General features: G+C 64.0%; 27 protein-coding genes. 8 read left to right on the top strand and 19 right to left on the bottom strand.

Annotated features, from left to right (window positions below; translation table 11 throughout):
* Window positions 1-127: 127 nt before the first annotated feature.
* The 12 genes from lipA to G7026_RS09070 form a co-directional block, all read right to left on the bottom strand.
* On the bottom strand, window positions 128-1,102 hold the full coding sequence (lipA, locus tag G7026_RS09015) for a lipoyl synthase (protein ID WP_181070439.1): 975 nt from the start codon (window positions 1,100-1,102) through the stop codon (window positions 128-130).
* Window positions 1,099-1,743, bottom strand: coding sequence for a lipoyl(octanoyl) transferase LipB (lipB, locus tag G7026_RS09020; RefSeq protein WP_181070441.1), 645 nt, complete (start codon window positions 1,741-1,743; stop codon window positions 1,099-1,101). The genes lipA and lipB overlap by 4 nt, the downstream gene beginning before the upstream one ends.
* Window positions 1,743-2,021, bottom strand: a complete 279-nt coding sequence (locus G7026_RS09025) for a DUF493 domain-containing protein (RefSeq protein WP_181070442.1) — start codon at window positions 2,019-2,021, stop codon at window positions 1,743-1,745. The genes lipB and G7026_RS09025 overlap by 1 nt, the downstream gene beginning before the upstream one ends.
* Window positions 2,022-2,091: 70 nt before the next feature.
* Complete coding sequence (locus G7026_RS09030) at window positions 2,092-3,255, bottom strand: D-alanyl-D-alanine carboxypeptidase family protein (RefSeq protein WP_181070443.1); 1,164 nt, start codon at window positions 3,253-3,255, stop codon at window positions 2,092-2,094.
* 53 nt (window positions 3,256-3,308) lie between these two features.
* A complete protein-coding gene (locus G7026_RS09035) occupies window positions 3,309-4,313 on the bottom strand; it encodes a septal ring lytic transglycosylase RlpA family protein (protein ID WP_258190217.1) in 1,005 nt (334 codons plus the stop codon).
* Window positions 4,313-5,299 carry a lytic murein transglycosylase B gene (gene mltB, locus G7026_RS09040; RefSeq protein WP_181070770.1) on the bottom strand — a complete coding sequence of 329 codons (987 nt, stop codon included), beginning with the start codon at window positions 5,297-5,299 and terminating at the stop codon, window positions 4,313-4,315. Before mltB ends, G7026_RS09035 begins: the two co-directional genes overlap by 1 nt.
* 38 nt (window positions 5,300-5,337) lie before the next feature.
* Window positions 5,338-6,483, bottom strand: a complete 1,146-nt coding sequence (gene rodA, locus G7026_RS09045) for a rod shape-determining protein RodA (protein WP_258190218.1) — start codon at window positions 6,481-6,483, stop codon at window positions 5,338-5,340.
* A complete protein-coding gene (gene mrdA / locus G7026_RS09050) occupies window positions 6,483-8,369 on the bottom strand; it encodes a penicillin-binding protein 2 (RefSeq protein WP_181070445.1) in 1,887 nt (628 codons plus the stop codon). The genes rodA and mrdA overlap by 1 nt, the downstream gene beginning before the upstream one ends.
* Before the next feature lie 20 nt (window positions 8,370-8,389).
* Window positions 8,390-8,857: a 23S rRNA (pseudouridine(1915)-N(3))-methyltransferase RlmH gene (gene rlmH, locus G7026_RS09055; protein ID WP_181070446.1), complete on the bottom strand. Its 468-nt coding sequence runs from the start codon at window positions 8,855-8,857 to the stop codon at window positions 8,390-8,392.
* Between the two features lie 9 nt (window positions 8,858-8,866).
* Window positions 8,867-9,226: a ribosome silencing factor gene (gene rsfS / locus G7026_RS09060; protein WP_181070447.1), complete on the bottom strand. Its 360-nt coding sequence runs from the start codon at window positions 9,224-9,226 to the stop codon at window positions 8,867-8,869.
* A gap of 15 nt (window positions 9,227-9,241) precedes the next feature.
* Window positions 9,242-9,886: a nicotinate-nucleotide adenylyltransferase gene (gene nadD, locus G7026_RS09065; RefSeq protein ID WP_181070448.1), complete on the bottom strand. Its 645-nt coding sequence runs from the start codon at window positions 9,884-9,886 to the stop codon at window positions 9,242-9,244.
* Window positions 9,886-11,151, bottom strand: coding sequence for a glutamate-5-semialdehyde dehydrogenase (locus G7026_RS09070; protein ID WP_181070449.1), 1,266 nt, complete (start codon window positions 11,149-11,151; stop codon window positions 9,886-9,888). Before G7026_RS09070 ends, nadD begins: the two co-directional genes overlap by 1 nt.
* Window positions 11,152-11,354: 203 nt before the next feature.
* On the opposite strand from G7026_RS09070, the gene G7026_RS09075 reads away from it, so the two are divergent.
* Window positions 11,355-12,674 (top strand): bifunctional DedA family/phosphatase PAP2 family protein, encoded by a 1,320-nt coding sequence (locus G7026_RS09075; RefSeq protein WP_181070450.1) that lies wholly within the window; start codon window positions 11,355-11,357, stop codon window positions 12,672-12,674.
* Between the two features lie 4 nt (window positions 12,675-12,678).
* Here G7026_RS09075 and G7026_RS09080 read toward each other — a convergent pair whose 3' ends face one another.
* From G7026_RS09080 to G7026_RS09090, 3 genes are read right to left on the bottom strand one after another with little or no spacing between them, the layout of a single operon-like run.
* On the bottom strand, window positions 12,679-13,266 hold the full coding sequence (locus tag G7026_RS09080) for an LON peptidase substrate-binding domain-containing protein (protein WP_181070451.1): 588 nt from the start codon (window positions 13,264-13,266) through the stop codon (window positions 12,679-12,681).
* A gap of 11 nt (window positions 13,267-13,277) precedes the next feature.
* Entirely contained in the window at window positions 13,278-13,988 is a 711-nt protein-coding gene (locus G7026_RS09085) for an LrgB family protein (protein ID WP_181070772.1), read from the bottom strand.
* A 2-nt stretch (window positions 13,989-13,990) separates the two neighbouring features.
* Entirely contained in the window at window positions 13,991-14,353 is a 363-nt protein-coding gene (locus G7026_RS09090; RefSeq protein WP_181070452.1) for a CidA/LrgA family protein, read from the bottom strand.
* A gap of 176 nt (window positions 14,354-14,529) precedes the next feature.
* Between G7026_RS09090 and G7026_RS09095 the strand changes: the two genes are divergently transcribed.
* From G7026_RS09095 to G7026_RS09105, 3 genes are all read left to right on the top strand, one after another.
* Window positions 14,530-14,985, top strand: coding sequence for a MaoC family dehydratase (locus tag G7026_RS09095; RefSeq protein WP_181070453.1), 456 nt, complete (start codon window positions 14,530-14,532; stop codon window positions 14,983-14,985).
* 73 nt (window positions 14,986-15,058) lie between these two features.
* Window positions 15,059-16,741, top strand: a complete 1,683-nt coding sequence (locus G7026_RS09100) for a C13 family peptidase (protein WP_181070454.1) — start codon at window positions 15,059-15,061, stop codon at window positions 16,739-16,741.
* An 18-nt stretch (window positions 16,742-16,759) separates the two neighbouring features.
* Window positions 16,760-17,401 (top strand): oxidoreductase, encoded by a 642-nt coding sequence (locus tag G7026_RS09105; RefSeq protein WP_181070455.1) that lies wholly within the window; start codon window positions 16,760-16,762, stop codon window positions 17,399-17,401.
* A 9-nt stretch (window positions 17,402-17,410) separates the two neighbouring features.
* On the opposite strand, the gene orn is transcribed toward G7026_RS09105, so the two are convergent.
* Together orn and G7026_RS09115 are read right to left on the bottom strand one after the other, a co-directional pair.
* Window positions 17,411-17,953, bottom strand: coding sequence for an oligoribonuclease (orn, locus tag G7026_RS09110; RefSeq protein WP_181070456.1), 543 nt, complete (start codon window positions 17,951-17,953; stop codon window positions 17,411-17,413).
* Window positions 17,954-18,005: 52 nt separating this feature from the next.
* A complete protein-coding gene (locus tag G7026_RS09115; protein WP_181070457.1) occupies window positions 18,006-18,779 on the bottom strand; it encodes a class I SAM-dependent methyltransferase in 774 nt (257 codons plus the stop codon).
* A gap of 116 nt (window positions 18,780-18,895) precedes the next feature.
* Between G7026_RS09115 and rsgA the strand changes: the two genes are divergently transcribed.
* The gene (gene rsgA / locus G7026_RS09120) at window positions 18,896-19,927 is read left to right on the top strand and encodes a small ribosomal subunit biogenesis GTPase RsgA (protein ID WP_181070458.1); all 1,032 of its coding nucleotides are present in this window, start codon (window positions 18,896-18,898) and stop codon (window positions 19,925-19,927) included.
* Between the two features lie 18 nt (window positions 19,928-19,945).
* Here rsgA and motB read toward each other — a convergent pair whose 3' ends face one another.
* The gene (motB, locus tag G7026_RS09125; RefSeq protein WP_181070459.1) at window positions 19,946-20,956 is read right to left on the bottom strand and encodes a flagellar motor protein MotB; all 1,011 of its coding nucleotides are present in this window, start codon (window positions 20,954-20,956) and stop codon (window positions 19,946-19,948) included.
* 9 nt (window positions 20,957-20,965) lie between these two features.
* Window positions 20,966-21,817, bottom strand: coding sequence for a flagellar motor stator protein MotA (gene motA / locus G7026_RS09130; RefSeq protein WP_181070460.1), 852 nt, complete (start codon window positions 21,815-21,817; stop codon window positions 20,966-20,968).
* A gap of 169 nt (window positions 21,818-21,986) precedes the next feature.
* On the opposite strand from motA, the gene G7026_RS09135 reads away from it, so the two are divergent.
* From G7026_RS09135 to asd, 3 genes are read left to right on the top strand one after another with little or no spacing between them, the layout of a single operon-like run.
* On the top strand, window positions 21,987-23,510 hold the full coding sequence (locus G7026_RS09135) for an HDOD domain-containing protein (protein WP_181070461.1): 1,524 nt from the start codon (window positions 21,987-21,989) through the stop codon (window positions 23,508-23,510).
* A gap of 45 nt (window positions 23,511-23,555) precedes the next feature.
* Window positions 23,556-24,371 (top strand): rhodanese-like domain-containing protein, encoded by an 816-nt coding sequence (locus tag G7026_RS09140; RefSeq protein WP_181070462.1) that lies wholly within the window; start codon window positions 23,556-23,558, stop codon window positions 24,369-24,371.
* An 11-nt stretch (window positions 24,372-24,382) separates the two neighbouring features.
* On the top strand, window positions 24,383-25,300 hold the full coding sequence (gene asd, locus G7026_RS09145) for an archaetidylserine decarboxylase (RefSeq protein ID WP_181070463.1): 918 nt from the start codon (window positions 24,383-24,385) through the stop codon (window positions 25,298-25,300).
* The last annotated feature ends 58 nt before the right edge of the window (window positions 25,301-25,358 follow it).

The following is a 25,358-nucleotide window of genomic DNA, read 5'->3' on the forward strand; positions in this document are numbered from 1 at the left end:
AGCTGGTAGCTGGTAGGCGAGTCTTGGGTGCCACTCGGTGTTGGTTAATCACCGCTTTTACTTGCCGCTTGCGGCTTGTAGCCCACAAAAAAGGCGACCCCAGGGTCGCCTTTTCATTGCGCGTCGATCAGATGATCTTGTTGCCATGCGCCTGCTGGTCGGCATGGTAGGACGAGCGTACCAGCGGTCCCGAGGCCACATTCTTGAAGCCCATCTGCTCGCCCTGCTCGGCGAACCAGGCAAAGGTGTCCGGGTGGACGAAGCGCTGAACCGGCAGGTGGTTACGCGACGGTTGCAGGTATTGGCCGAGGGTCAGCATGTCGATGTCATGCTCGCGCATGCGTTGCATGACTTCGATGACTTCCTCGTCGGTCTCGCCGAGGCCGAGCATCAGGCCCGACTTGGTCGGTACGTGCGGGACCATTTGCTTGAATTTCTGCAGCAGATCCAGCGACCACTCGAAATCCGAACCGGGGCGCGACGACTTGTACAGCCGCGGTACCGTCTCGAGGTTATGGTTGAAGACGTCCGGCGGCTCGGCCGCGGTGATTTCAAGCGCAACGTCCATCCGCCCACGGTAATCGGGCACCAGCGTCTCGAGCTGGATGCCCGGACTCAGAAGACGGATCTCACGCAGGCAGTCAGCAAAATGCTGGGCGCCACCATCACGCAGGTCGTCGCGGTCCACCGAGGTGATCACCACGTACTTCAAGCGCAGGTCGGCGATGGCCACCGCGAGGTTCTTCGGCTCGTCCGGGTCTAGTGCGTTCGGCCGGCCATGGCCAACGTCGCAGAACGGGCAGCGACGGGTGCAGATGTCACCCATGATCATGAAGGTAGCGGTGCCGCCAGAGAAGCACTCGCCCAGGTTCGGGCAGGACGCTTCCTCGCAGACGCTGTGCAGCTTGTGCTTGCGCAGCAGTTGCTTGATGCGGTCGACCTCGGGGGATACCGGAATGCGGACGCGGATCCAATCGGGCTTCTTCGGCAATTCCTCGGTGGGAATGATCTTCACCGGAATGCGGGCGACCTTCTCGGCCCCGCGCAGTTTGACGCCGGCTTCCACTTTCGCGGGGCGCTTGTCCACGGTTTCCACTGTCATAGATTTTCCAGTCCGCCCGTCAGGGTCTTCTGTTCAGCGTAGCCGAGCTGCCGCACTAGCTGCTCGCGCAGCCGCTGACACACTTCGGCGAAATCGACCGGCCCGGCCAGGTCGCGCAATTGGGTCATCGCCAGTCCTGCGTATCCACAGGGATTGATGCGCCGGAAAGGCTCCATGTCCATGTCGACGTTCAGCGCCAGGCCATGAAAGGAGCGTCCGTTGCGAATGCGCAGACCCAGCGAGGCGATCTTCGCACCGCCTACATAGACGCCCGGTGCATCGGGACGGGCCACAGCCTCGATATCATATTCAGCGAGAAGGGCGATCAGGCTTTGCTCGATACGGCTGACCAACTCACGCACGCCGATACCCAGGCGGCGCACGTCGAGCATCAGGTAGCCAACCAGTTGGCCGGGCCCATGATAGGTCACCTGGCCGCCACGATCGACCTGCACGACCGGGATATCTCCGGGAAACAGCAGATGCTCGGCCTTGCCGGCCTGGCCTTGAGTGAATACCGGCGGATGCTGGAGCAACCAGAGTTCGTCGCGAGTATCGGGCCCGCGGGTGTTGGTGAAATGCTGCATCGCCTGCCAGGTCGGCTCGTAGTCCACCAGGCCGAGCTCGCGCACCGCGATCATCAGAGCACCATGTGGACGCGGCCAGTGGCGCGCAGGTCGACATGGATGGCCTGCAGCTGCTCGACGCCAGTCGCGGTGATCAGCACCTGCACGGACAAGAAACGACCGTTGCGGCTGTCGCGCATGACCAGGGTGGAGGCGTCCAGATCCGGCGCGTGCCGGCCGATCACCTCGAGGACCAGTTCGCGAAAGCCCTCGCCGGCATCGCCGATCACCTTGATCGGGTAGCGCTCGCAGGGAAATTCGATTTTCGGGGCTTGTACGTCGGTATCGGTCATGGCTCTCAGGCGGACTCGTGATCCGCATGCGCGCCCGGCCCGGTCGGCCAGGGCGCGCGCAAGGAAATGATCAGTTGAACAGGCCGAAGAAGAACAGCCGCAGACTGTCCCAGAGGCGACGGAACAACCCGCCCTCTTCGACTGCTTCCAGCGCGATCAGGTCGGTGCTCTGCACCACCTCGTCGCCCAGCTTCACTTCGACCTTGCCGATCACATCGCCTGCGGCGATCGGCGCAGTCAGCTGCGGATTGATGTTCATGCTCGCAGCCAGCTTTTCCAGCTGTCCTTTCGGCAAGGTCATGGTCAGGTCCTGGGCCAGGCCGGCCTTGACCTTGTCCTGCTCACCCTTCCAGACCTGTGCCTGGGCAAGCTCGGTGCCCTGCTTGTAGAACGTGCGGGTTTCGAAGAAGCGGAAGCCGTAGGTCAGCAGCTTCTGCACCTCGGCTGCCCGCGCCTGCTCGCTGACGGTTCCGAAGACTACCGCGATCAAGCGCATGCCGTCGCGCACGGCCGAAGCCACCAGGCAGTAGCCGGCTTCTTCGGTATGGCCGGTCTTCAGGCCATCGACCGTCTTGTCGCGCCACAGCAGCAGGTTGCGGTTCGGCTGCTTGATGCCATTCCAGAAGAATTCCTTCTGGGCGTAGATGGCGTAGTGGGCCTGATCTTCATAGATGATCGCCCGCGCCAGCTTGGCCATGTCGCTGGCCGACGAATAATGCTCGGCGTGCGGCCAGCCAGTTGCGTTGACGAAGTGGGTGTTGGACAGGCCCAGGCGTTGCGCGTGGGAGTTCATCATGTCGGCGAAGCCTTCCTCGCTACCGGCGATGTGCTCCGCGATCGCGACGCTGGCGTCGTTGCCTGACTGGATGATGATGCCATGCAGCAGGTCGTCGACCGACACCTCCTTGCCAACCTCGATGAACATCTTCGAGCCGCCCATGCGCCAGGCCTTCTCGCTGATGCGCACCATGTCGCTTTCCTTGATCTGCCCGCGGTTGATCTCCAGCGTGGCGATATAGGCGGTCATCAGCTTGGTCAGGCTCGCCGGCGGCAGGCGTTCGTCACCATTGGTCTCGACCAGCACCTGACCGCTGGCGGCATCCATCAGGACATAGGACTTAGCCGCCAGTTGCGGCGCGGCAGGCATGACGGGCTCGGCTGCCGAGGCCAGAGCGGAGTTCAGCAACAGGGTGGCAGGCAAAAGAAAGCGGCGCGCTAAGGTGGTGATATTCATCCGTCTCTCAAGGTAGTTGGGCAAACGGGCCCTCGTGGGGCCGCAGGTTGATTTTAATCCGGCTGGACCCGGCGTGGCTGGCCCAGATTGGCCAAGCGTACGCTCTCTTCCAGTTGCGTTGCCTCATCCGGCGTTTCGATCGGTCCGAGTCGCACCCGGTGCAGAACCTGCTGGTTGTGCGTCACTGAGCTGATGAATACCGGGGCACTCACCATGCTGCTCAGCTTGGACTTGAGCAGCTCTGCAGCGTCCGGATTGGCGAAGGCGCCAACTTGGAGAAACAGGCCAGAGACTGCGACTGAAGCGTTTTTTTTTGAGTCGATTTGAGCAGGTACTACCGCGGCGGCGTGCTGCGCTGGCGGCGGCGTGTACTTCTCGACCGGCTGGGTCATCGAGGCGGTCAGCGGCGGCTGGGTCGCCACCTTTTGCGGCTGCGCCAGCACCATCGGTACCGGGCGGCCTTGCTGGGCCCACCACTCGGCCGGATCGATCCCTTCGACCTTCACTTTAGCGGTGCCGCTCTCGGCGTAGCCGAGCTTCTTGGCCGCGGCGAAGGACAGGTCGATGATGCGATCGGAGTAGAAAGGTCCGCGATCGTTCACACGCAATATCACGCTTTTTCCGTTTTCCAGGCTGGTGACCTTCACGTAGCTGGGCAAGGGCAACGTTTTGTGCGCCGCGCTCATGCCGTAGAGATCGTATTTCTCGCCGTTGGCCGTGGCCTGACCATGGAACTTAGTGCCGTACCAGGAGGCCGTGCCGGTGGCCGAATAGCGACGGCCGTCCGGAATCGGATAGTAGGTCTGGCCAAGCACCGTGTAGGGGTTGGCCTTCACCGGACCATAGTGCGGCATGGGGGTGGCATCGGGAATGCGCGATACGTCGACGTCCCACCAGGGCGCGCCGTCCTTGCTCGGCCGGGAGTAATCGATCGGGCCGCTGATTCCGCTGGAGGCAGAAGGCGCCGGGCTTTGCGGTGCGCGGCCGGATGAACAGCTGGCCAGCAGCACGACGCTGGTACCGAGCGCGACGAGGTGCAACACGGTGCGTGCAACCATCATTGTTCTCCACGCGCATCGGCGAGACGCTGGGACAGCTGGTGAACCGCCATCGCGTACATCACGCTGCGGTTGTAACGGGTGATGACGTAGAAATTCGGCAAGCCGACCCAGTACTCATCGCCCTCGGCACCTTCCAGCCTGAAGGCGGTGACACGTGTTTCGGTCGGTACGGCACTCTCGGTATGCCAGCCCAGCTCGGCGAGCTCGCCGGCATTCTTGGCCGACTCGAGCCCTTCGGTCAGACCTTCTTCGAAGCGCTCTCCGCTGACCTTGGCCCGCGCCACCACGGACTCGCCTGCTTTCCAGCCGTGCTGCTTGAAATAGCTGGCCACGCTGCCGATCGCATCGACCGGATTGTTCCAGATGTCGATACGACCATCGCCGTCGAAATCCACGGCATAGGCGCGAAAGCTCGAAGGCATGAACTGCGGCAGGCCCATGGCACCGGCATAGGAGCCTTTGAGGGCCAGCGGGTCGACCTGCTCCTCGCGCACCAGCAGCAGGAACTCCTTGAGCTGCTGACGGAAGAAAGGCTGACGCGGCGGGTAGTCGAAGCCGAGGGTGGAGAGCGCATCGATGACGCGGTAGCTGCCGGTGTTGCGCCCGTAGAAGGTCTCGACGCCGATGATCGCGACGATCACTTCGGCGGGAACGCCATATTCGGTCTCGGCGCGGCTGAGCGCCTCCTCGTGCTGGCGCCAGAAATCGACGCCCTGGGCGATGCGCGAATCGGTGATGAAGATCGGGCGGTATTCCTTCCAGGGCTTGGTGCGTTCGGCCGGCCGGGAGATCGCATCGAGGATCGCCTGCTTGCGCTCGGCCTGCTTGAACAGGTCGCCCAGCTGTTCGCCGGCGAAGCCGTAATCGCGGGTCATCTCCTCGATGAACTCGGAAACCTTCGCGCCTTCGTAATCGGCCGCCAGGGTTGGCTGGGCGACGGCCGCGACAGCGGCAACCCCCAGGGCGCGTGCGACACGAGACATCCAGCTACGCGGTAATGTGGTCAACTGATTCACTCTTATCAAACCTGTGCGATCCACTTGCGATGGGTGTGGATCGACATCAAAACCCCGAACCCTGCCAGCAGGGTCACCAACGATGTGCCACCGTAACTGATGAACGGCAGCGGCACGCCCACCACGGGCAACAATCCGCTGACCATACCGATGTTGACGAAGACGTAAACAAAGAACGTCATGGTCAGCGCACCGGCAAGCAATTTGCCGAACAAGGTCTGCGCTTGCAAGGTAATGACCAGGCCGCGCGCGATCAGCAGCAGGTAGACCAGCAACAGCAGACAGACCCCGACCATGCCGAACTCCTCGGCAAGGACCGCAATGATAAAGTCCGTATGGCTTTCGGGCAAAAAATCCAGGTGCGATTGTGTACCAAGAAGCCACCCCTTGCCGAATACGCCCCCCGAACCGATGGCCGCCTTCGACTGAATGATGTTCCAGCCGGTACCCAGCGGATCGCTTTCCGGATCGAGAAAGGTCAGCACCCGCTGCTTCTGATACTCGCGCAACACGAAGAACCACATTGCCACCGCGATCGGCACCACCGCCGCGACCGCACTGATGATCCAGCGCCAGCGCAGACCGCCGATGAACAGCACGAAGGCGCCGGAGGCCAGAATCAACAGAGAGGTGCCCAGATCCGGCTGTGCAAGGATCAGCACCCAGGGAACCGCCACCAGCGCCAGCCCGACCGCGGTGTGCTTGATGTTGGGCGGCAGGCTGCGCTTGGACAGGTACCAGGCGATGGTCGCGGGCATGATGATCTTCATGAACTCCGACGGCTGGAAGCGGATCACTCCTGGAATGTTGATCCAGCGCGTCGCCCCCATCGCGTTGTGACCCATGACATCCACCACCACCAGCAGCGCAACGCCAACGACGTAGGCCAACGGCACCCAGCGCGCCATGAAACGCGGCTCGAGCTGCGCGATGATGATCATCCCTACCAGCCCGATGCCGAAGGAAATCGCTTGTTTGGTGACCAAGTCCCAGCTCTTCCCGCTCGCCGAATAGAGCACCGTCAGCCCGACGGCACCGAGAATCAGCAGAAGGATCAGCAGCTGCCCGTCGATATGCAGTCGGTGCAGGAAGCTGGCACGCCGACGCAGCACGTCTTCGTTGGACAGGTTACGGTCGAAATTGCCATTCATCAGGGGTGCACCTCCGCACTGATCGGAGGCTGGAACTCTGGCTTGAGCTGGCCGTTCTCATCGAGCAACCACGCATCCATGACCTTTTTCACGACCGGCGCGGCGACACCCGAGCCGGACTCACCGTTCTCCACCATCACCGCGACGACGATCTGCGGATTGTCCGCAGGCGCAAAGCCGACGAACAGCGCGTGGTCGCGATGGCGCTCGTTGAGCTTCTTGCTGTCGTACTTCTCGCCCTGCTTGATGGCCACCACTTGCGCCGTACCGCTCTTGCCGGCGATGCGGTAGACCGCGGTGTCGCCGACCTTCTTGGCGGTACCGCGCGGCCCATGCATGACCTGCTCCATGCCACGCCGTGAATAGTCCCAGAAGCGCGTATCGCGCAGTTCTATATCAGGCATCGGTTCCGGATCGTGCGGCGGCGATCCGTCGATGGTGCGTGCCAGGTGCGGGCGAATCCACTTGCCCTTGCTGGCGATCAGGGCAGTGGCCTGCGCAAGCTGCAGCGGCGTGACCTGCATGTACCCCTGGCCGATGCCGAGGATCACCGTCTCGCCGGGATACCAAGGCTGGCGATAGCGGGCGCGCTTCCATTCACGCGACGGCATCAGGCCGGCGGTTTCCTCGAACATGTCCAGCGCGACCCGCTGACCGAGACCGAAGCGGGTCATGTAATCGTGCATGCGGTCGATGCCCATCTTGTGGGCCATGTCGTAGAAGTAGGTGTCGTTGGAGCGGGCAATCGCATATTCCAGATCCACCCAGCCATCCCCGCTGCGGTTCCAGTTCCGGTACTTGTGGCTGACGTTCGGCAGCTGGAAGAAGCCCGGATCGTATACACGGGTTGTCGGCGTGACGACGCCGGAATCCAGTCCGGCGATCGCCATCATCGGCTTGATCGTCGAACCGGGCGGATAGAGCCCACGCAATACGCGGTTGTAGAGCGGGCGGTCGATGGAATCGCGCAGCTCGGCGTAAGCCTTGAAGCTGATCCCGGTGACGAACAGGTTGGGGTTGAAACTCGGCTGGCTGACCATCGCCAGCACCTCGCCCGTACTGGGCTGCAACGCGACCACCGCGCCTCGGCGACCGGCCAGCGCCTCCTCGGCTGCTTCCTGCAGATCCAGATCCAGGGTTAGGGTCAGGTCCTGCCCGGGCACCGGATCGGTGCGTTTGAGCACGCGCAGGACGCGACCGCGGGCATTGGTTTCGACTTCCTCGTAGCCCACCTCGCCATGCAGTGCATCCTCGTAGAACTTCTCGATGCCGGTCTTGCCGATGTGGTGCGTGCCGCTGTAATTGATCGGGTCGAGGGCCTTGAGCTCGGCTTCGTTGATGCGCCCGACGTAACCGACCGAATGGGCGAAGTGCTCGCCCTGCGGATAGTGGCGCACCAGCTGCGCAGAGACCTCGACACCCGGCAGGCGGAACTGGTTGACCGCCACCAGGGCGATCTGCTCTTCGGACAGCTCGAAGAGGATCGGCACCGGCTCGAACGGGCGGCGCCCCTGCAGCACCCGTTTCTCGAACAGACCGCGCTCCTCGGGGGAGAGGTGCAGCACCTCGACCACCGTATCCAGCACCTGCCGCCAGTCTCCAGCGCGCTCGCGGGTCACCGTCAGGCTGAAGCTCGGGCGGTTGTCGGCGATGATCCGCCCATCACGGTCATAGATCAGTCCGCGGGTCGGCGGGATCGGTTGCACATGCACCCGGTTGTTTTCCGAAAGCGTCGAGTGGTGCTGGTACTGCACGACCTGCAGGTAATACATGCGGGCAATCAGCACCAGCATCAGCAGCAGCACCACGACGATGCCCACAAGCACCCGCCGACGCACCAGGCGGGCGTCCTTTTCGTGGTCCTTGAGGGGAATCGGCTGCGGCATCGGGACTGCTTTGCGAACTGCTATTTGTGATAGGGATGACCGGACAAGACCGTCCAGGCACGGTAAATCTGCTCGCCGATGAGGATGCGCACCAGCGGATGCGGCAGCGTCAGCGGCGACAGCGACCAGCGTTGCTCGCTGCGTGCGCAGACCTCCGGCGCCAGCCCCTCGGGGCCGCCAACCATGAGATTGACGGTACGCGCATCGAGCCTCCAGCGCTCGAGCTCGGTCGCCAGTTGCTCCGTGCTCCAGGGCTTGCCCGTGACTTCCAGGGTCACGACCCGCTCACCGGGTTGCACGCGCGCCAGCATCGCTTCGCCTTCCTGACGAATCAAGCGCGCTACGTCGGCATTCTTGCCACGGGTGCTCAACGGAATCTCTACCAACTCGAGACCGAGCTCAGGCGGCATCCGCTTGGCGTACTCCTGCCACCCGTCCTCTACCCAGCGCGGCATCTTCGATCCGACTGCGATCAGCTTGATGCGCACGGTCGCGGTTTACTCCGGATCGCCCAGATGCTGCGCACGGCTCTGCTCGGCGCCCTGCCACAGGCGCTCGAGGTCGTAGAACTGGCGGGTCGGGACCTGCATCACGTGAACCACCACGTCGCCGAGGTCTAGCAATGCCCACTCGCCACCGTCCAGGCCTTCGCTACCCAAGGGCCGTACGCCCTGCTCCTTGACCTTTTCGAGCACGTTCTCGGCCAGGGATTTGACGTGACGGCTCGAGGTGCCGCTGGCGATGACCATGAAATCGGTCACGCTGGTCTTGCCGCGAACATCGATGTTTACGATGTCCTGAGCCTTCAGATCTTCCAGCGCGGCGATTGCCAGCTGGACCAGGGATTCATTTTGCATAACGTGAAAACAACCTCAGTTCGGCGCACGGTACAGTCCGTGCGCATTGATATAGGCCAGTACGGCGTCGGGGACCAGGAATCGGACCGACCTGCCACTGGCGAGAAGCTGGCGAATCTGCGTGGCGGACACTTCCAGCGGCGTTTGCCAGACGAAGGCGATCTGTCCACTGCTGCCCAACAACGCCTGGGGATCGCTGACGCTGCGGCCGGCGAGCAGGTCGCGCAGCGCTTCGGGGGCCTCCATGTCCGCATCCGGACGCTGCAATACCAGGATATGGCAGTGCTCGAGCAACTCTTCCCAGCGCCGCCAACCCGGCAGACCGCAGAAGGCATCCCAGCCGAGCAGCAGGTACAGCCTGTCGTCCGCCGACAGCTCGGCACGCAGCGATTCCAGCGTGTCGATGGTGTAGGACGGCCGGTCCCGCCCCAACTCGCGCGCATCCACCGTCAGCGGCGGCAGGTCGGCTACCGCGCACTGCACCATCGCCAGACGATCGGCGGCACTGCTGCTGGGCACACCCCGGTGCGGCGGCTGCGAATTGGGAATCAGGCGCAGCTCGTCCAGAGCGAACTGCTCGGCAACCTCCAGCGCGCCGCGCAGATGGCCGATGTGTACCGGGTCGAAGGTCCCTCCCAGGACACCAATTCGCCGTCCCATCAGGTACGGATGTGACCGTCGCCGAAGACCACATATTTTTCGCTGGTCAGTCCTTCGAGGCCGACCGGGCCACGGGCGTGCAGCTTGTCGGTGGAGATGCCGATCTCGGCGCCCAGCCCGTACTCGAAGCCGTCGGCAAAACGGGTCGAGGCGTTGACCATCACCGAACTCGAATCGACTTCGGTGAGAAAGCGGCGCGCATCGCTGAAGTGCTCGGTCACGATCGCATCGGTGTGCTGCGAACCGTAGCGGTTGATGTGCTCGATGGCCTCGTCCAGTGAATCGACGAGGCGAATCGACAGGATCGGCGCGTTGTATTCGGTGGACCAGTCTTCCTCGCTGGCGGCCAGCGCATCGCTGCCGAGCAGCTCGCAGGTCCGCGGGCAACCGCGCAGCTCGACACCCTTCTGGCGATAGATGTCGGCCAGCGGCGGCAGCACCTTCGCGGCCATCGCCTGGTGCACCAGCAGCGTTTCCATGGTGTTGCACGGGGCGAAGCGCTGGGTCTTGGCGTTGTCGGCGATACGGATGGCCTTGCCCACATCCGCCGCCTGATCGACATAGACGTGGCAGATGCCGTCAAGGTGCTTGATCACCGGAACCCGCGCTTCGCGACTGATGCGTTCGATCAACCCCTTGCCGCCGCGCGGGACGATCACATCGACATAGTCCGGCATGCTGATCAGCGCACCGACCGCCGCTCGATCGGTGGTCTCGACCACTTGCACCGCCGCTTCCGGCAGCCCGGCTTCGGCCAGACCGAGGCCGATGCAGCGGGCGATCGCCTGGTTGGAATGAATCGCCTCCGAACCGCCACGCAGGATGGTGGCGTTGCCAGACTTCAGGCAAAGGCTGGCGGCGTCGATGGTCACGTTGGGTCGCGACTCGTAGATGATGCCCACCACGCCCAGCGGCACGCGCATCTTGCCGACCTGAATTCCGGAGGGCAGAAAGCGCATGTCGCGGATCTCGCCGATCGGGTCGGGCAACGTGGCGACCTGGCGCAGGCCTTCGATCATGTCGTCCACCCGCGCCGGCGTCAGCGCCAGGCGATCGAGCATGGCCGCGCCCAGCCCGCTGGCCCGGCCCGCCTCCAGGTCGCGCGCGTTGGCCGCGGCCAATTCCGGGCGCGCCGCATCCAGGGCCGCCGCGGCGGCCTGCAGGGCGCGATTCTTCTGGGCGGTGCTGGCTCGTGCGAGTACCCGCGACGCCTCGCGCGCCGCGCGACCCAAGCGGGTCATGTAGTCGAGTACGGACTCGGTCATGGTGGAGCTGGCCTGGCTGGAGGGAAAGCCGCTGATTATAACCGTCGCGCCAAGCCACGCACAGCGGCGCTCGCCGGATGGGCGAAATATCCTGGATGCGGGGATACTGCAAGGGCATAGCTCGCAGGCGACGGGCTGTCGCCTGACTGAAACCACGACAGCCCGACCGGGTCGAAGCTGCACCGCCGAACAAGGAAACGTGCATGGGCCAGTGGCTCGAAACACTCACCGGCTGGCTGGGCGCCCAACCGCACTGGCTCGGTCTTGCCCTGCTGATCGCCGCCTGCGTCGAATGCCTGGCCATTGTCGGCCTGCTCGTCCCCGGAACCGTCCTGCTGTTCGCCATCGCCATGCTGGCGGGAAGTGGCGCGCTGGGCCTGGGCGAAACGCTGCTGCTGGGCTATATCGGAGGCCTGCTGGGCGATCTGATCTCCTATGCCCTGGGCCGACGCTATCACCAGAACATCCGTAAGATCCGCCCCCTGCGCAACCACCCCGAATGGCTGCTGCGGGCCGAAGGCTACTTCCAGCGCTACGGGGTGGCGAGCCTGCTCGTGGGGCGCTTCATCGGCCCGCTACGGCCGATGCTGCCGATGACCGCGGGCATGCTGGACATGCCTTTCGGTCGCTTCCTGCTGGTCAGCCTGCTGGCGTCGGCCGGCTGGGCGATGGCCTATCTGCTGCCCGGCTGGACGGCAGGCGCTGCGTTTCGCCTGCCACTGCCGGAGGGTTTCTGGAGCGAGGCGGCGATCATCGTCGGCGGCCTGCTGCTGGTGATCGGCGTGACCGTACACGGCAGCCTGTATCGGCTGCGCTCGACCAGCCGACTGGCCGCGCTGCTCAGCGGCTGCGCGTTGCTCGCGCTGTTTCTCGCGTGGCCGCACTTCAAGGAGTTCGACGAGGGCCTGCTGGCGGTGATCCAGGGCGAACGCAGCCTCGGCTTGGATCGTTTTATGGTGGTGGTGACCCGCTTTGGCGATTTTCGCGCTCAGTTGCTGGCCGGGGTACTGCTCTGCTCGCTGCTGCTGGTGCTGCGTCAATGGCGCGCGGCGCTGTTCGCGATCATCGCGCTGCTCGGTACGGCACTGGCCAATGGCACACTGAAAGCGTCCTTTGCCCGAATGCGCCCGGAGGTGATTCTCGAGCCGCTGAGTTCCTACAGCTTCCCCTCGGGTCACGCCTCGGCCAGCTTTGCGTTCTTCCTCGTGCTCGGGCTGCTCGCGGGGCGTGAGCAGCCCCCACGAATGCGCCTGACCTGGCTGCTGCTTGCCAGCCTGCCGGCCACGGCAATCGCCCTTTCGCGCGTTTATCTGGGGGTGCACTGGCCGACCGACGTGATCGGCGGCGCCTTGCTGGCAGCGACGTTCTGCGCAGCCGCGCTGGCGCTCAGCCAGTGGCGTGCTCCGCTTAGCGCGCTGCGGCCGAAGGTCTGGTGGATCCTGATGCCGGCCTGCCTGGCCATGCTCGGCGCCTATGCCCTGTGGGCCTTGTCCGGCGCCTTCGAGCTGTATCGCTACGAATGACGGCTCAGTCGCCACCATCCTGCAGCTGTTCGAGAAACGACTGGATCAGATCGAGCTGCACCTGCGGCTCGCCCAGTTGCAGCAGGTGCAGCTTTTGATCGGGCTGAAACGGTAACAGGTAAGCCAGCTGGCTCGCCAGAGCCCGCTGGCCGGCCACCGTTCCGCCCATGCCGAGCGCCTCGACCAGCGGGTGCTGACCCAGCGCCTCGAGCAACGCGACCAGATCGGCGTGCTCGGCCTGTAGCGGCAGCTCCTGCTCCGGCTCGAGCCACTCGACCTCGGCGACGGTGAGCTGGTCGCGCTGTACCTCTGCGCTGAGCACCTTGAAACGTCGCCCGCCCTCGACCCGAATGCCCAGCAGCCCATTGGGGCGCTGCTGCCAGTCACGAATCAATGCCTCGCAGCCGAAGGTGGAGAACGATGAGGCCGCCTCGCCCACCTCCTTGCCCTCGACGATGCTGACCACGCCAAAGCCGTGGCCTTCCTTCATGCAGCGACTGACCATATCCAGGTAGCGCGCCTCGAACAGCTGCAGGTCGAGCTTGCAGCCGGGGAAAAGCACCGTATCAAGGGGAAACAGGGGTAGCGTCATGACAGGCTCCATTACAACAACAGGCTGACAGCCAACGGCAACAGCACCGCAGTCATCACGCCCATCAGGCTCATCGCAAGGGCCGCAAAGGCACCGCACTCCTCACTCTCCTGCAACGCCTGGGCCGTGCCGACCGCATGCGCACTCAACCCCAGCGCCATGCCGCGGGCCGCAGGATGCTGAACACCAAAGCGGCGTAACAGTTCCGGCCCGAGGATGGCGCCCAGCACGCCGGTGATCATCACGAAGACCGCCGCCAGCGCAGCGATGCCGCCGATCTGCCCAGCCACCAGCATGGCGATGGGCGAGGTCACCGACTTGGGCGCCAAGGTCATCAGCATCAGACGCTCAGTGCCGAACGCCCAGGCCAGGGCCATGCCCAAGGCCGTCGCGCTCGCTCCACCGATGAGCAAGGTCAGCATGATCGGAGAGAACAGCTCGCGAATCCGCCGCAAATTCAGATAGAGCGGCACCGCCAGGGCCACGGTCGCCGGCCCGAGCAGCACGGTCAGCCACTGGGCACTCGCGGCATATTCGGTGTATTCGATACCGCACGCCAGCAGCACACCGATCACCAGCACCATCGACACCAGCACCGGCTGCAGGAATACCCACCGGGTTTTCTCATAGGCGGCGCAGGCCAACTGATACACCGCCAGGGTGATTGCCACCGCGAACAGCGGATGATGAACCACCGCTTGCCACGCAGCCTGCCATTGCAATGTCATGCGACCTCCCGACGGCGCTGCTGGCGCCGGATCAGGGCCTGCATCAACCAGCCGGTGAACACCAGCGAGATCACCAGCGACAACACCAGCACGCCGACGATCGCCCAAAAGTCCCGCACGATCGCTCCGGTATAGGCCATCACACCGACCGCTGGCGGTACCAGCAATAGCGGCAGATAACGCAGCAGGCTGCTCGCCGCGAGCTGCAACGATTGGCCGGCGCTACCACGCACCAGCAAGGTCACGAACAACAGCAGCAGCCCGACGATCGGCCCCGGCAGGATGGACAGAAACAGCACGTTGATCGCCGTACCCAGCAACTGAAACAGGACCAGCCAGGTCAGGCCACGTAGCAACATCGGAAGCCTCCTCAAAAAGTGGGCGGGCATTATAAAGGGCATACCGGTATCGCCCAGTTGCCACCCTCGACAGCACGCTATGGCAGGTCATTCGCCACGGCCATGCTTGGTTGACCCTCTGCAAAGCGCATGCTGATCTACCGAACCCCCATAACAAGACCTCTTCAGGAGGACGCATGCCGCAAGTTCCCGTTACAGAACTAAAGGACTATATAGGCAAGGACCTCGGCCGGTCCGAGTGGTTGACCATCGACCAGGATCGCATCGACCGCTTCGCCGATTGCACAGGCGACCACCAGTTCATCCATGTTGACCCGGAAAAGGCCAAGCTCACTCCCTTCGGCACCACCATCGCCCACGGCTTTCTCTCTCTCTCGCTGATCCCCATGCTGATGGGGGACCTGCTGGTGCGCCCAGAAGGCACGAAGATGGGCATCAACTACGGGCTCGACAGCGTGCGCTTCATTCAGCCGGTCAAGGTCGGATCGCGGGTGCGCCTGAACGTGACGCTGCTCGACGCCTACGAGAAGAACCCCGGCCAGTGGCTCCTGAAAGCGCGCGTCGAGATGGAGATCGAGGGCGGCGACAAGCCGGCCTACATCGCCGAGACCCTGGCACTCTGCTTCGTCTGAGTGCAACGCTCCGGCTGATATCGACAAAGCCGCTTTGCGGCATACTGCTGGCACCCGAACGCCGAGAGCCCGTATGCGCCGCCTGCTGTCCTTCACACTTGCCCTGCTCCTCGCCGCCTGCGGCGAGGGCGAACCCCTGATCCCGCCCGATGCCCGGCTGCCCGACGGCGGGCGCTACCGAGGCGAGCTTGTCGGCGGCCTACTGCAAGGCGAAGGGCGTATCGATTACGCCAACGGCAGCTTCTACAGCGGGAGCTTCAAGGCCGGCCAGTTGAGCGGGCCAGGGATCTGGGAGGGACCCAGCGGCGACCGCTACGAAGGAGAGTTCTCCGCCGGACTGTTCGAGGGTGTCGGGGTCTTCCGCTACGCCGAGGGCGCCGTCTACGAAGGGCAGTTCCGCCTCGGCCGGATGGAAGGCAAAGGTGTCTTCAGCCAGGGCGGCATGCGCTACGAAGGCGACTTTTTGCGTGACCGCTACCATGGGCAGGGCCGCCTGACCTATCCCGACGGACAGGTATACGAAGGCCAGTTCGCCAACGGCCAGCCACACGGCGAAGGCATGCGCCGCGAGGGTACGGACACCTACCAGGGACACTTCGTCAATGGCGTGCTCGACGGCCAAGGCAGCTTCAGCTCCGGCGACGGCGAACGCTACGAAGGCGGCTTCGCCAATGACCGCATGGATGGCCAGGGACGCTACGAAAGCGCCAGCGGCGATATCTGGAGCGGCACCTTCAGCGAGGGTGAACTGACCGGACAAGGCCAGCACATCGGCAGCGACGGCAGCCGCTACGAAGGCGGCTTTCGCGGCTGGCGCTACCACGGCCAAGGCCGCCTCGACTTTCCCGATGGCAGCCATTACCAGGGCGGCTTTCGCTACGGTCAGTTCCACGGCAAGGGCGAACGCGTGCTGGCCGACGGGCGCAGCGAATCGGGAAACTGGCGCGGCGGCCGTCGCGTCAGTGATGAGCAGGGCCAGCCGCTGGCCGATCCTCTGGAAATCGGCCTGCTGAATCAGGGCCGCCTGCTCGACGAAGCGCTCCAAGCCCTGCCCGCCTCGACACCTGCTGCCGAACTCTACAGCCTGACCTTCGCCGGCGACGGCCAGCAGAGCGTGTTCCTGCGCGAGGCCGATTTCGTCAGCCGACTACTGAGCGAACGCTACCGCGCCCGCGGACAGATCACGCTGGTCAACCACCGCGACCACCTCGCCGACCGCCCCCTGGCGACCCGGGAGAACCTTCGCCGGGCAATCGAGGCCCTTGCCAAGGCCAGCGGGCCGGAGGACCTGCTGTTCTTCTATTTCACCAGCCACGGCTCGGCGGATCACCAACTGGCCATCGACCAGCCGCGTCTGACGCTGGATAACCTGCCGGCGGCCGATCTTGCCCAGCTATTGCAACCGCTGGCAGATCGCAACAAGGTCGTGATTATCTCGGCCTGCTATTCGGGCGGTTTCATCGAGCCGCTCAAGAATGCGCATACCCTGGTGATGACCGCCGCTCGAGCCGACCGGGTTTCCTTCGGCTGTTCGGAAGAGAGCGATTTCACCTATTTCGGCCGCGCGCTGTTCGCCGAGGCACTGACCCGCACGGACGATCTGGCCGAGGCCTTCGAACTGGCGAAAGCCCATGTTGCCGAACAGGAACAGGCTGAGCAGTATCAGCCATCGGAACCCCAGCTCTGGGCCCCCGAAGGGGTACTTGCCCACTGGCGCAGGCTACAGGACACCCAGCCCGCCCACTCGGATGACTGAACAGAGAGGGAGCACGCTATGTATCTGACGCCCCAGCGCATTCTGCTTGCCGGCGCCACAGGCCTCACCGGCGAGCATCTGTTGGACCGACTGCTCAACGAGCCCACGGTGGAGTGCGTGTTGGCGCCCACCCGCCGCCCTCTGGCCGAGCATCCACGCCTGGAAAACCCGGTCGGCGAACTGGAGGCGCTGTTGCCACAGCTGTCCGGGGACATCGATACCGCCTTCTGCTGCCTGGGCACCACGATCAAGCAGGCCGGCAGCGAAGAGGCCTTTCACGCCATCGACCATGACCTGATTGTCGCCTTCGCGCAGCGCGCACGGGAGCTGGGCGCCCGACATCTGCTGGTGATCAGTTCGCTGGGTGCGGACGTGGATTCGCGTTTTTTCTACACCAGAGTCAAGGGCGAGGTCGAACGCGACCTGATTGCCCAAGACTGGCCCCAACTGACTATCGCGCGGCCTTCGCACCTGCTTGGCACGCGCATCGAGCCGCGCCTGAGCGAGCAGCTTGCTGGGCCGCTCACGCAATTGCTGCCGGGCAAGTATCGCGGCATCGACGCCTGCGCCCTGGCCTGGGCACTTTGGCGGCTTGCCCTCGAGCAGGGCAACGGCGTCAGGATCGTAGAGTCCGACGAGCTGAGAAAACTCGGTCAGTAACCGCAGACGTCAGATCTTGATGAAATGCTCGCGATAGTGGCGCAGCTCGGCGATCGAGTCGCGGATGTCGTCCATCGCCAGATGCGAGCTGCTCTTCTTCACGCCATCGCGTACGTGCGGCGCCCAGCGCGCGGCAAGCTCCTTGAGCGTCGACACGTCCAGGTTGCGGTAATGGAAATAGGCTTCGAGCCTGGGCATGTGGCGATAAAGAAAGCGCCGGTCCTGGCAGATGCTGTTGCCGCAGATCGGCGAAACACGCGCCGGCACCCATTGCTCCAGAAACGCCAGGGTCATCGCCTCGGCCTGGGCGGCGTCGATGCGGCTTTCCCTGACCCGCTGCGTCAATCCCGAACCGCCGTGCTGACGGGTATTCCACTCATCCATCGCGCCCAGCACCTCGTCACTCTGATGAACCGCGATTACCGGCCCTTCGGCCAGGACGTTGAGGTCACTGTCGGTCACGATGGTCGCCATCTCGATGATGACATCGTTGTCCGGATCCAGACCGGTCATTTCCAGGTCGATCCAGATCAGGTTCTGTGGGTTTTGCATGGCGGGGCTCCTTGGCTCGGATGTGCAGTTTAGCCAGTTACCCCTCGGGCCGTCAGGCCCCGGCGGCCGGACGCCAGATCAGCAGCCGCGAATGACGCCAGTCATTGAGCGACAGCGCCTCGAGCGGCTCGACGCCGGGGATGGCGAAGGTGTTGGAAATCAGCAGCGCCGAGGGCTTCATTTCGGCACGCGCCTTGTCCCACAGGGCAGGCATCGGCGCAGGAGACAGGAAGCAGTACACCACGTCGTACGCGCCAAGATCGACACGCCACAGGCTGACGAAACGCACCCGGCAATTGCGCCGCGGCAGGCAGCGCAACCAGGACAGCACGAAGGTCAGCGGCGCCGTTTCGACGCCGACAAAGGTTGCCGCCGGATAGGCGCGCGACAGGCGCACCAGCGTTCCGGCCAGCCCACTGCCCAGGTCGATCAGACGAAAATCGGCAGACAGCTCGGCAAGCCGGGAACGCAGACGCTGCTCGGTACCCGTGCCCGTGAGATAAAGCGGCACACGTTCGCCGAACGCGTTCCAGTTCAGCAACAGCAGCAACAGGAAACCACTCAGGGGCAACCATGGCGGTATCGCGTACCAGAACAGCCCGACCAGGCTCGGCACGAACAGCAGATTGATCGCCAGCCACCAGCGCGACAGCCCCAGGCACTGGCCGATGACTGCAGCCAGAACCCCTTGCAGCCAGGCGGCGCCGAGCATGCCGAGCGGCCACTGAAGCTGCCGCGCCGCCAACAGCGCCAGCCAGGTCAGGCCGAGAGCGAGCAGATGGGCGAGCAAGGCACGCAGGGCGGGATAGGAAGAGCGGATCGGCATGGGCGTCATCGATCGGAGCGAGTCGTCAGTTTAACCTCACCCCGCGCAGTCGGCGGCACCGGCTGTGGTAGGGCCGCGTGCTAAACTCGGCATCCATCATTCCATAAGCGCACCCCATGGCCAAACGGCACCTGAGCCGCCGGCAAAGCTGGCGTATCGAGAAAATCCAGGAAGAACGTGCGTCCCGAGCGGCGCGACGTGAGTCGAAAGCGCTCGAAGAACTCGAAGGCGGCGACCTGGGTCCGGAACAGACCGGCCTGGTGATCGCGCATTTTGGCGTCCAGGTCGAAGTCGAAGCCCAGGACGGCGAGCTGGCCGGCAACGTGTTCCGCTGCCACCTGCGGGCCAACCTGCCGGCCCTGGTGACCGGCGACCGGGTGGTCTGGCGTGCGGGCAACCAGGGCATCGGCGTCATCGTCGCGCAACTGCCACGCCAGACCGAGCTGTGCCGACCGGACAGCCGCGGCCAGCTCAAGCCAGTGGCCGCCAACGTCGACCTGATCGTGATCGTCTTCGCACCGCTGCCCGAACCCCATGCGAACCTGATCGACCGCTACCTGATCGCCGCCGAACATGCCGGCATCCAACCGCTGCTTCTGCTGAACAAAGCCGATCTGGTCGATGAGCAGAACCAGGCGCCGCTCGAGGCGCTGCTGGCTGTGTACCGCACGCTCGGCTATCCATTGCTGGAAGTGTCGGCGCGTCAGGGCCTCGGCATGGACCAGCTCAAAGAGCGACTCAACGGCCAGGTGAGCGTCTTCGTCGGCCAGTCAGGGGTGGGCAAGTCATCGCTGGTCAACACGTTGCTGCCTGGGGTCGATACCCGGGTCGGGCGGCTCTCGGAGCTGACCGGCAAAGGCACCCACACCACCACCACCGCCCGGCTGTTCCACTTTCCCGGCGGCGGGGAGCTGATCGATTCGCCCGGCATTCGAGAATTCGGCCTCGGCCACGTCAGCCGCGACGACGTCGAAGCGGGTTTCATCGAGTTCCGCGACCTGCTCGGACATTGCCGCTTTCGTGACTGCAAACACGACCGCGAGCCGGGTTGCGCACTCTTGAAGGCGCTCGAAGAAGGCCGCATCCAGCCACAGCGGATGGCCAGTTACCGGCATATCCTCAGCAGCCTGCCGGAGCCGGAATACTAACGGCTAGGCAGCCTTGCCCTAGCCCTCCGGCTCATCAAAGCCGAGCACGCCACTTTCGAAGATGTTCAGCTTCTCGCGCAATTCGCGCGGCTGCATCGGCTCACCTTCGACGGGCGAAACCGACCCGGGGGTGGCCGAGGATGGCGGAGGCGTCTGAGGTGGCTGCTCGCCACCGGCTGGCTGCTCGCCCTCGATCGACCGCTGCGCCCTCTTCGTCAACACCAGAATATCGATTCGCCGATTGACCGGATTGAGCGGATTCTGCCGGTCGAACAACGCCGACGAGGCGTAGCCCACCACACGCGCAATCTGTGCGTCGGGGTAACCGCCATAGACCAGTGCGCGTCGCGCGGCATTGGCGCGGTTGGCCGACAGTTCCCAGTTGCCGAAATCCCCACGCCCGGCGAAGGGCTTGGCGTCGGTGTGCCCGCTGACGCTGATCTTGTTTGGCACGGCGCTGATCGTCTCGGCCATGGCCAGCAGGATATCTTCGAAGTACGGCTGCAGTTGCGCGCTGCCAAGGGCGAACATGGGCCGATTGTCGGCGTCCATGATCTGGATGCGCAGACCGTCCTTGGTAATCTCGAACAGGATCTGGTCCTTGAAACGCTTGAGCTCCGGGTTCTCGTCGACCTTGTTCTGCAGCTCCTGCAGCAGCAGATCGAGGCGTTCGCGCTCGAGTTGCTCGGACAAGGTTTCCACCTGCGCCGCGTCGATCGGAGCGACATCGGTCTCGACGGGGTGCTCCTGCACCTCGGGGTTGAGGGTCTTTTCCGGCGACGGCGTCGGCGTGCCGCCAAGGTCGATTACATAGGGGCTCGCGCTTTCGCTGAAACCGATCGGGTCCTGGAAGTAACCGGAGATGAGTTTCTTCTGCTCGGGCGTCGCCGAACTCATCAGCCACATCACCAGGAAGAACGCCATCATCGCCGTGGCGAAGTCGGCAAAGGCAATCTTCCAGGCACCGCCGTGATGGCCCCCAGCGGTCTTCTTGACCCGCTTGATGATTATCGGTTGGTTGTTGTCCATGATCGGCTCTTAGCTGCCACGCATGGTCTGCTCGAGCTCGACGAAGCTCGGGCGATGGGCCGGGAACAGGACCTTTCGACCGAACTCCACGGCCAGGGTCGGCGGCATGCCGGAGGCCGAAGCGACCAGCGTCGCCTTGATCGACTCGTAAACGTTCAATTCCTCCTTGGCGTCATGCTCCAGCGCGCCGGCCAACGGGCCGAAGAAGCCGTAGGAAGCCAGGATACCGAGGAAGGTACCGACCAGCGCGGTCGCCACCTTTTCGCCGATCTCGGCGTTGCTGGCATCGGCCAGGATCGACATGGTGATCACGATACCCAGCACCGCCGCGACGATACCCATTGCCGGCAGTCCGTCGGCAACCTTCGCCACCGCATGGGCGGGGTGCTCGAGATCTTCCTTGATGCTGTTCAACTCCATGTCGAACAAGCCTTCCAGCTCGTGGGGCGCCATGTTGCCCGAGGCCATGATGCGCAGGTAGTCGGCGGTGAATGCCGTCATCCGCTGATCCTTGAGCACGCTGGGGTACTTGCTGAAAATCGGGCTGGCCGCCGGGTCCTCGATATCGGCCTCGATCGCCATCATGCCTTCGCGCCGGCTCTTGTTGAGGACCTCGTAGAGCATCCCGAGCACTTCGAGGTAGAACTTGTGGGTGAAGCGGGAGCTGAACATGCTCAGCGACTTCTTCAGCACCAGCATGGTGGTGCTGCCCGGGTTAGCCTGCAGGAAACCGCCCAGCGCGGCGCCGCCGATGATCATGATCTCGAAGGGGTGGATCAGCGCGCCGATCTTCCCGCCGGAGAGCACGAACCCGCCTAGCACGCTGGCGAAGACGACAATGATGCCAATGATTTTTGCCATAAGAGGTACTTCTAAAACCTGATTAGCGGACCACAAAACCCGGCGCATGACAGCGCGCCGCCTATTAACGACCGAGCAAGAGGGCGGGATTGAAAGAATTATTCTGGTTATCGGAACTTTTGCGCCAGACTAAAGGCCATCCCGGCGAAAAACCAGTTTGGCTCCGCTCATGACCGATTCCGCACCCCCGCCTCGCTCGATTCCCGGCTGGATCAAAGTACTCGACCGTGTCCAACTGCCGGCGCTGGCGGGCTCTCACGCTCGCGTACGTCATGCGCTCGGTGACAGCAGCCGTTCGCTGCGCGAGATTGCCGATCTGATCCAGGCAAGCCCGGTATTGGCCCTGAGCGTACTGCGCGAAGCCAATCGCAGCGTCAACAGCCTGAGCGAAGCCGCCGAGAGCCTGGAGGTAGCCCTCAGCCGCATCGGCCTCAAACGCACCGAGGCGGTGCTTGCGCGCATCCCGGCACTGGAGCCGGCACAGATTCCCGCGAGCTTGCGCCAGATAGTGGTGATCAGCCAACACGCCAGCCAGCAGGCCAACGGCCTGTTCGCCGCCCGACTGGCCCGGCTCTGGCAGGACATCCACTGGGGCAGCCTGCTTTTCCTGTCTCCAATCTGGACGCTGGCGGCCGCCTATCCGGCGCTCTTCGAAAGCTGGGAGCACCGCGTGCTGGCAGGCGGCGAGCCGGCTACACGCGTCGAGCAGGAGTTGCTCGGCGTCAGCCTGCTCGAATTGTGTCTGGCGGTTGCCGAGCACTGGCGCCTACCCGAGTGGATCGTTCAGGGCTACCACCTGCTGAGCGGTGACCGCCGCCGCCTGATCAAGGCCCTGCACATCGCACGCGACAATGAGCATCCGCTGCACCAGCAGCAGATGCTGGATGCCGATCCCGACCTGCGACGCTGGCTCACCCTGCCCAGCAACACGATCGTGCTGGCCAACGGCCTGGCCTTGTCGGCCCACCACAGCTGGAGCGGCATCCACAGCCTGCGCTGGCAACGACTGACCGGCCTTTATTTGCAGCTGCCCTTGGCGACGGTGCAGCAACTCATCCACCAGCAGGCCGCGCAGAGCGCGCGCAGTTACCCGATACCGGGCACCTGGCATCCCGCGCAGGGCCTGTTGATGCCATGGGACAGCCGTTTCCAGCAGGCGCCTGCAAAGCCCAAGCCCAAAGTGCCGGACGCGAGTGCGATGGACCGTTGGCGCACGCACTGCGCGCAGCTTCTACGCGAGCCGAGCGCCTTCAGCAACGCCCTGCAACTGACCACCACTGCCCGCCAGGCCTTCACCGCTGCCGGGATGCAACGCGTGCTGCTGTTCCTGGCCGACCGCACACAGAGTCGCCTGGTGACGCAGCAGGAGACTCTGGACAAGACTGCCGCCGGGCTCACGCTCGACCCGACGCAAAGCCCGCTGCTACGCAAACTGTTGGAAAAGCCCGCCCTGCTGCGCCTGAAGTCCGATAACGCGGCGCAATACTCGGCGCTATTGCCCGGTGCCCTGAAGGAGCGCTTTTCGACGGAGAACCTATTGCTGCGTTCGATCGGCACGAACGGTCGCGTCAGCGTGCTGGTGGTGGCCGACCAAAACGGCGAGCCATTCACCGACACCGCCCTGCAGGCATTCGAGAAAACCGCGCAATGCCTGGAGCGGGCATTAGGCAGTTTCAGCAAACGCGTGCGCTGATCTTTTTCGCTACACTGCGCTTTTGGCGATTTTCAGGGGTCTGCCGTGTCCGCCTTCTCCAACTTGCCGCTGGTCATCGAACCTGCGGACCTCGCCGAGCGCCTCACTGCGCCAGAACTCATACTGGTCGATCTGACCAGCGCCGCCCGCTATGCCGAAGGGCATCTACCAGGCGCCCGCTTCGTCGATCCCAAGCAGACTCAACTGGGCCAACCGCCAGCGCCGGGCCTGCTGCCGCCCAAGGCACAGCTCGAAGCACTGTTCGGCGAGCTCGGCCACCGCGCCGATGCCGTCTATGTCGTCTATGACGATGAAGGCGGCGGCTGGGCCGGGCGCTTCGCCTGGTTGCTCGATGTCATCGGCCACCACGCCTATCACTACCTCAACGGCGGCCTCACTGCCTGGATCACCGAGCAGCGCCCGCTGACGCATGAGACTCCGGTGCCGGTCAACAAACGCGTCGAACTGGAGCTCGACAATACCCCCATTGCCACCCGTGAATATATCGAGAGCCGCCTGGGCGCCGATGACGTGGTGATCTGGGATGCCCGCTCACCTGGCGAATACCGTGGCGAGCGGGTACTTGCCGCGCGTGCTGGCCACATTCCCGGGGCGATCAACTTCGAGTGGACCGCCGCAATGGACAGCGCGCGCGCGCTACGCATCCGCGAAGACATTGCCGAGCAGCTCATCGCACTGGGCATCACCCCGGACAAGGAAATCATCACCCATTGCCAGACGCATCACCGCTCGGGTTTGACCTATCTGCTCGCCAAGGCGCTGGGCTACCCGAGGATCAAGGGATACGCCGGTTCCTGGGGCGAATGGGGCAACCTGCCAGACACACCAATTCAGCAATGAAAAGGCCTTCCATGAAAGACCGCTTGTTCGTTATCAGCCAGTACCTGCTCCCCCATCACCTCATCTCGCGTGCCGCCGGTTGCCTGGCCGAATGCCGACTGCCCTGGGTGAAGAACACCTTCATCAAACTGTTCATCCGCCACTTCAAGGTGGATATGCGTGAAGCGCTGATCGAAGACCCGACGCGTTTCGAGCACTTCAATGCCTTCTTCACCCGCGCCCTCAAGGATGGCGCGCGCCCACTCGACCCGACGCCGGGCGCCATCCTCAACCCGTGCGACGGTGCCGTCAGCCAGCTCGGCCTCATCGAGCAGGGCCGTATTTTCCAGGCCAAGGGCCACAGCTACAGCGTGATGGAACTGCTGGGAGGAGACGCCGAACGGGCAGCGCCATTCATGGGCGGTGACTTCGCCACCATCTACCTGTCGCCCAAGGATTACCACCGTGTGCACATGCCGCTGTCCGGCACTCTGCGCGAAATGATCTACGTTCCCGGCCGGATCTTTTCGGTCAACACGGTGACCACCGAGGGCGTCCCGGAACTGTTTGCCCGCAACGAACGGGTGGTTTGCCTGTTCGAGACCGAGCGCGGGCCGATGGCGATGGTGCTGGTCGGCGCCATGATCGTCGCCAGCATCGAGACGGTCTGGGCAGGCCTGGTGACGCCGCCCAAGCGCAGCCTCAAGACCTTCCGCTACGACGAGACGGCGCGTGCGCCGATCCACCTCGAAAAGGGCGCAGAAATGGGTCGTTTCAAGCTCGGATCGACGGTCATTCTCCTGTTCGGCCCCGAGCAAGTACGCTGGGCCGAAGGGCTCGCCGCCCTGAGCCCGGTAGCCATGGGCGAAGGTCTGGGTCAGGTCAAGAACCCCGATTACGCGCCGCCAGTGACCGATGAGCCATCATCGAGTATCGAACCAGGGCAGTGACGTGATAGGAAACGACCGCGAGCTTGTAGTAGCTTATTGACATCATCTAGGAGCTGTC

It is taken from the genome of Stutzerimonas azotifigens, assembly GCF_013522725.1.
GTDB classification, from domain to species: domain Bacteria; phylum Pseudomonadota; class Gammaproteobacteria; order Pseudomonadales; family Pseudomonadaceae; genus Stutzerimonas; species Stutzerimonas azotifigens_A.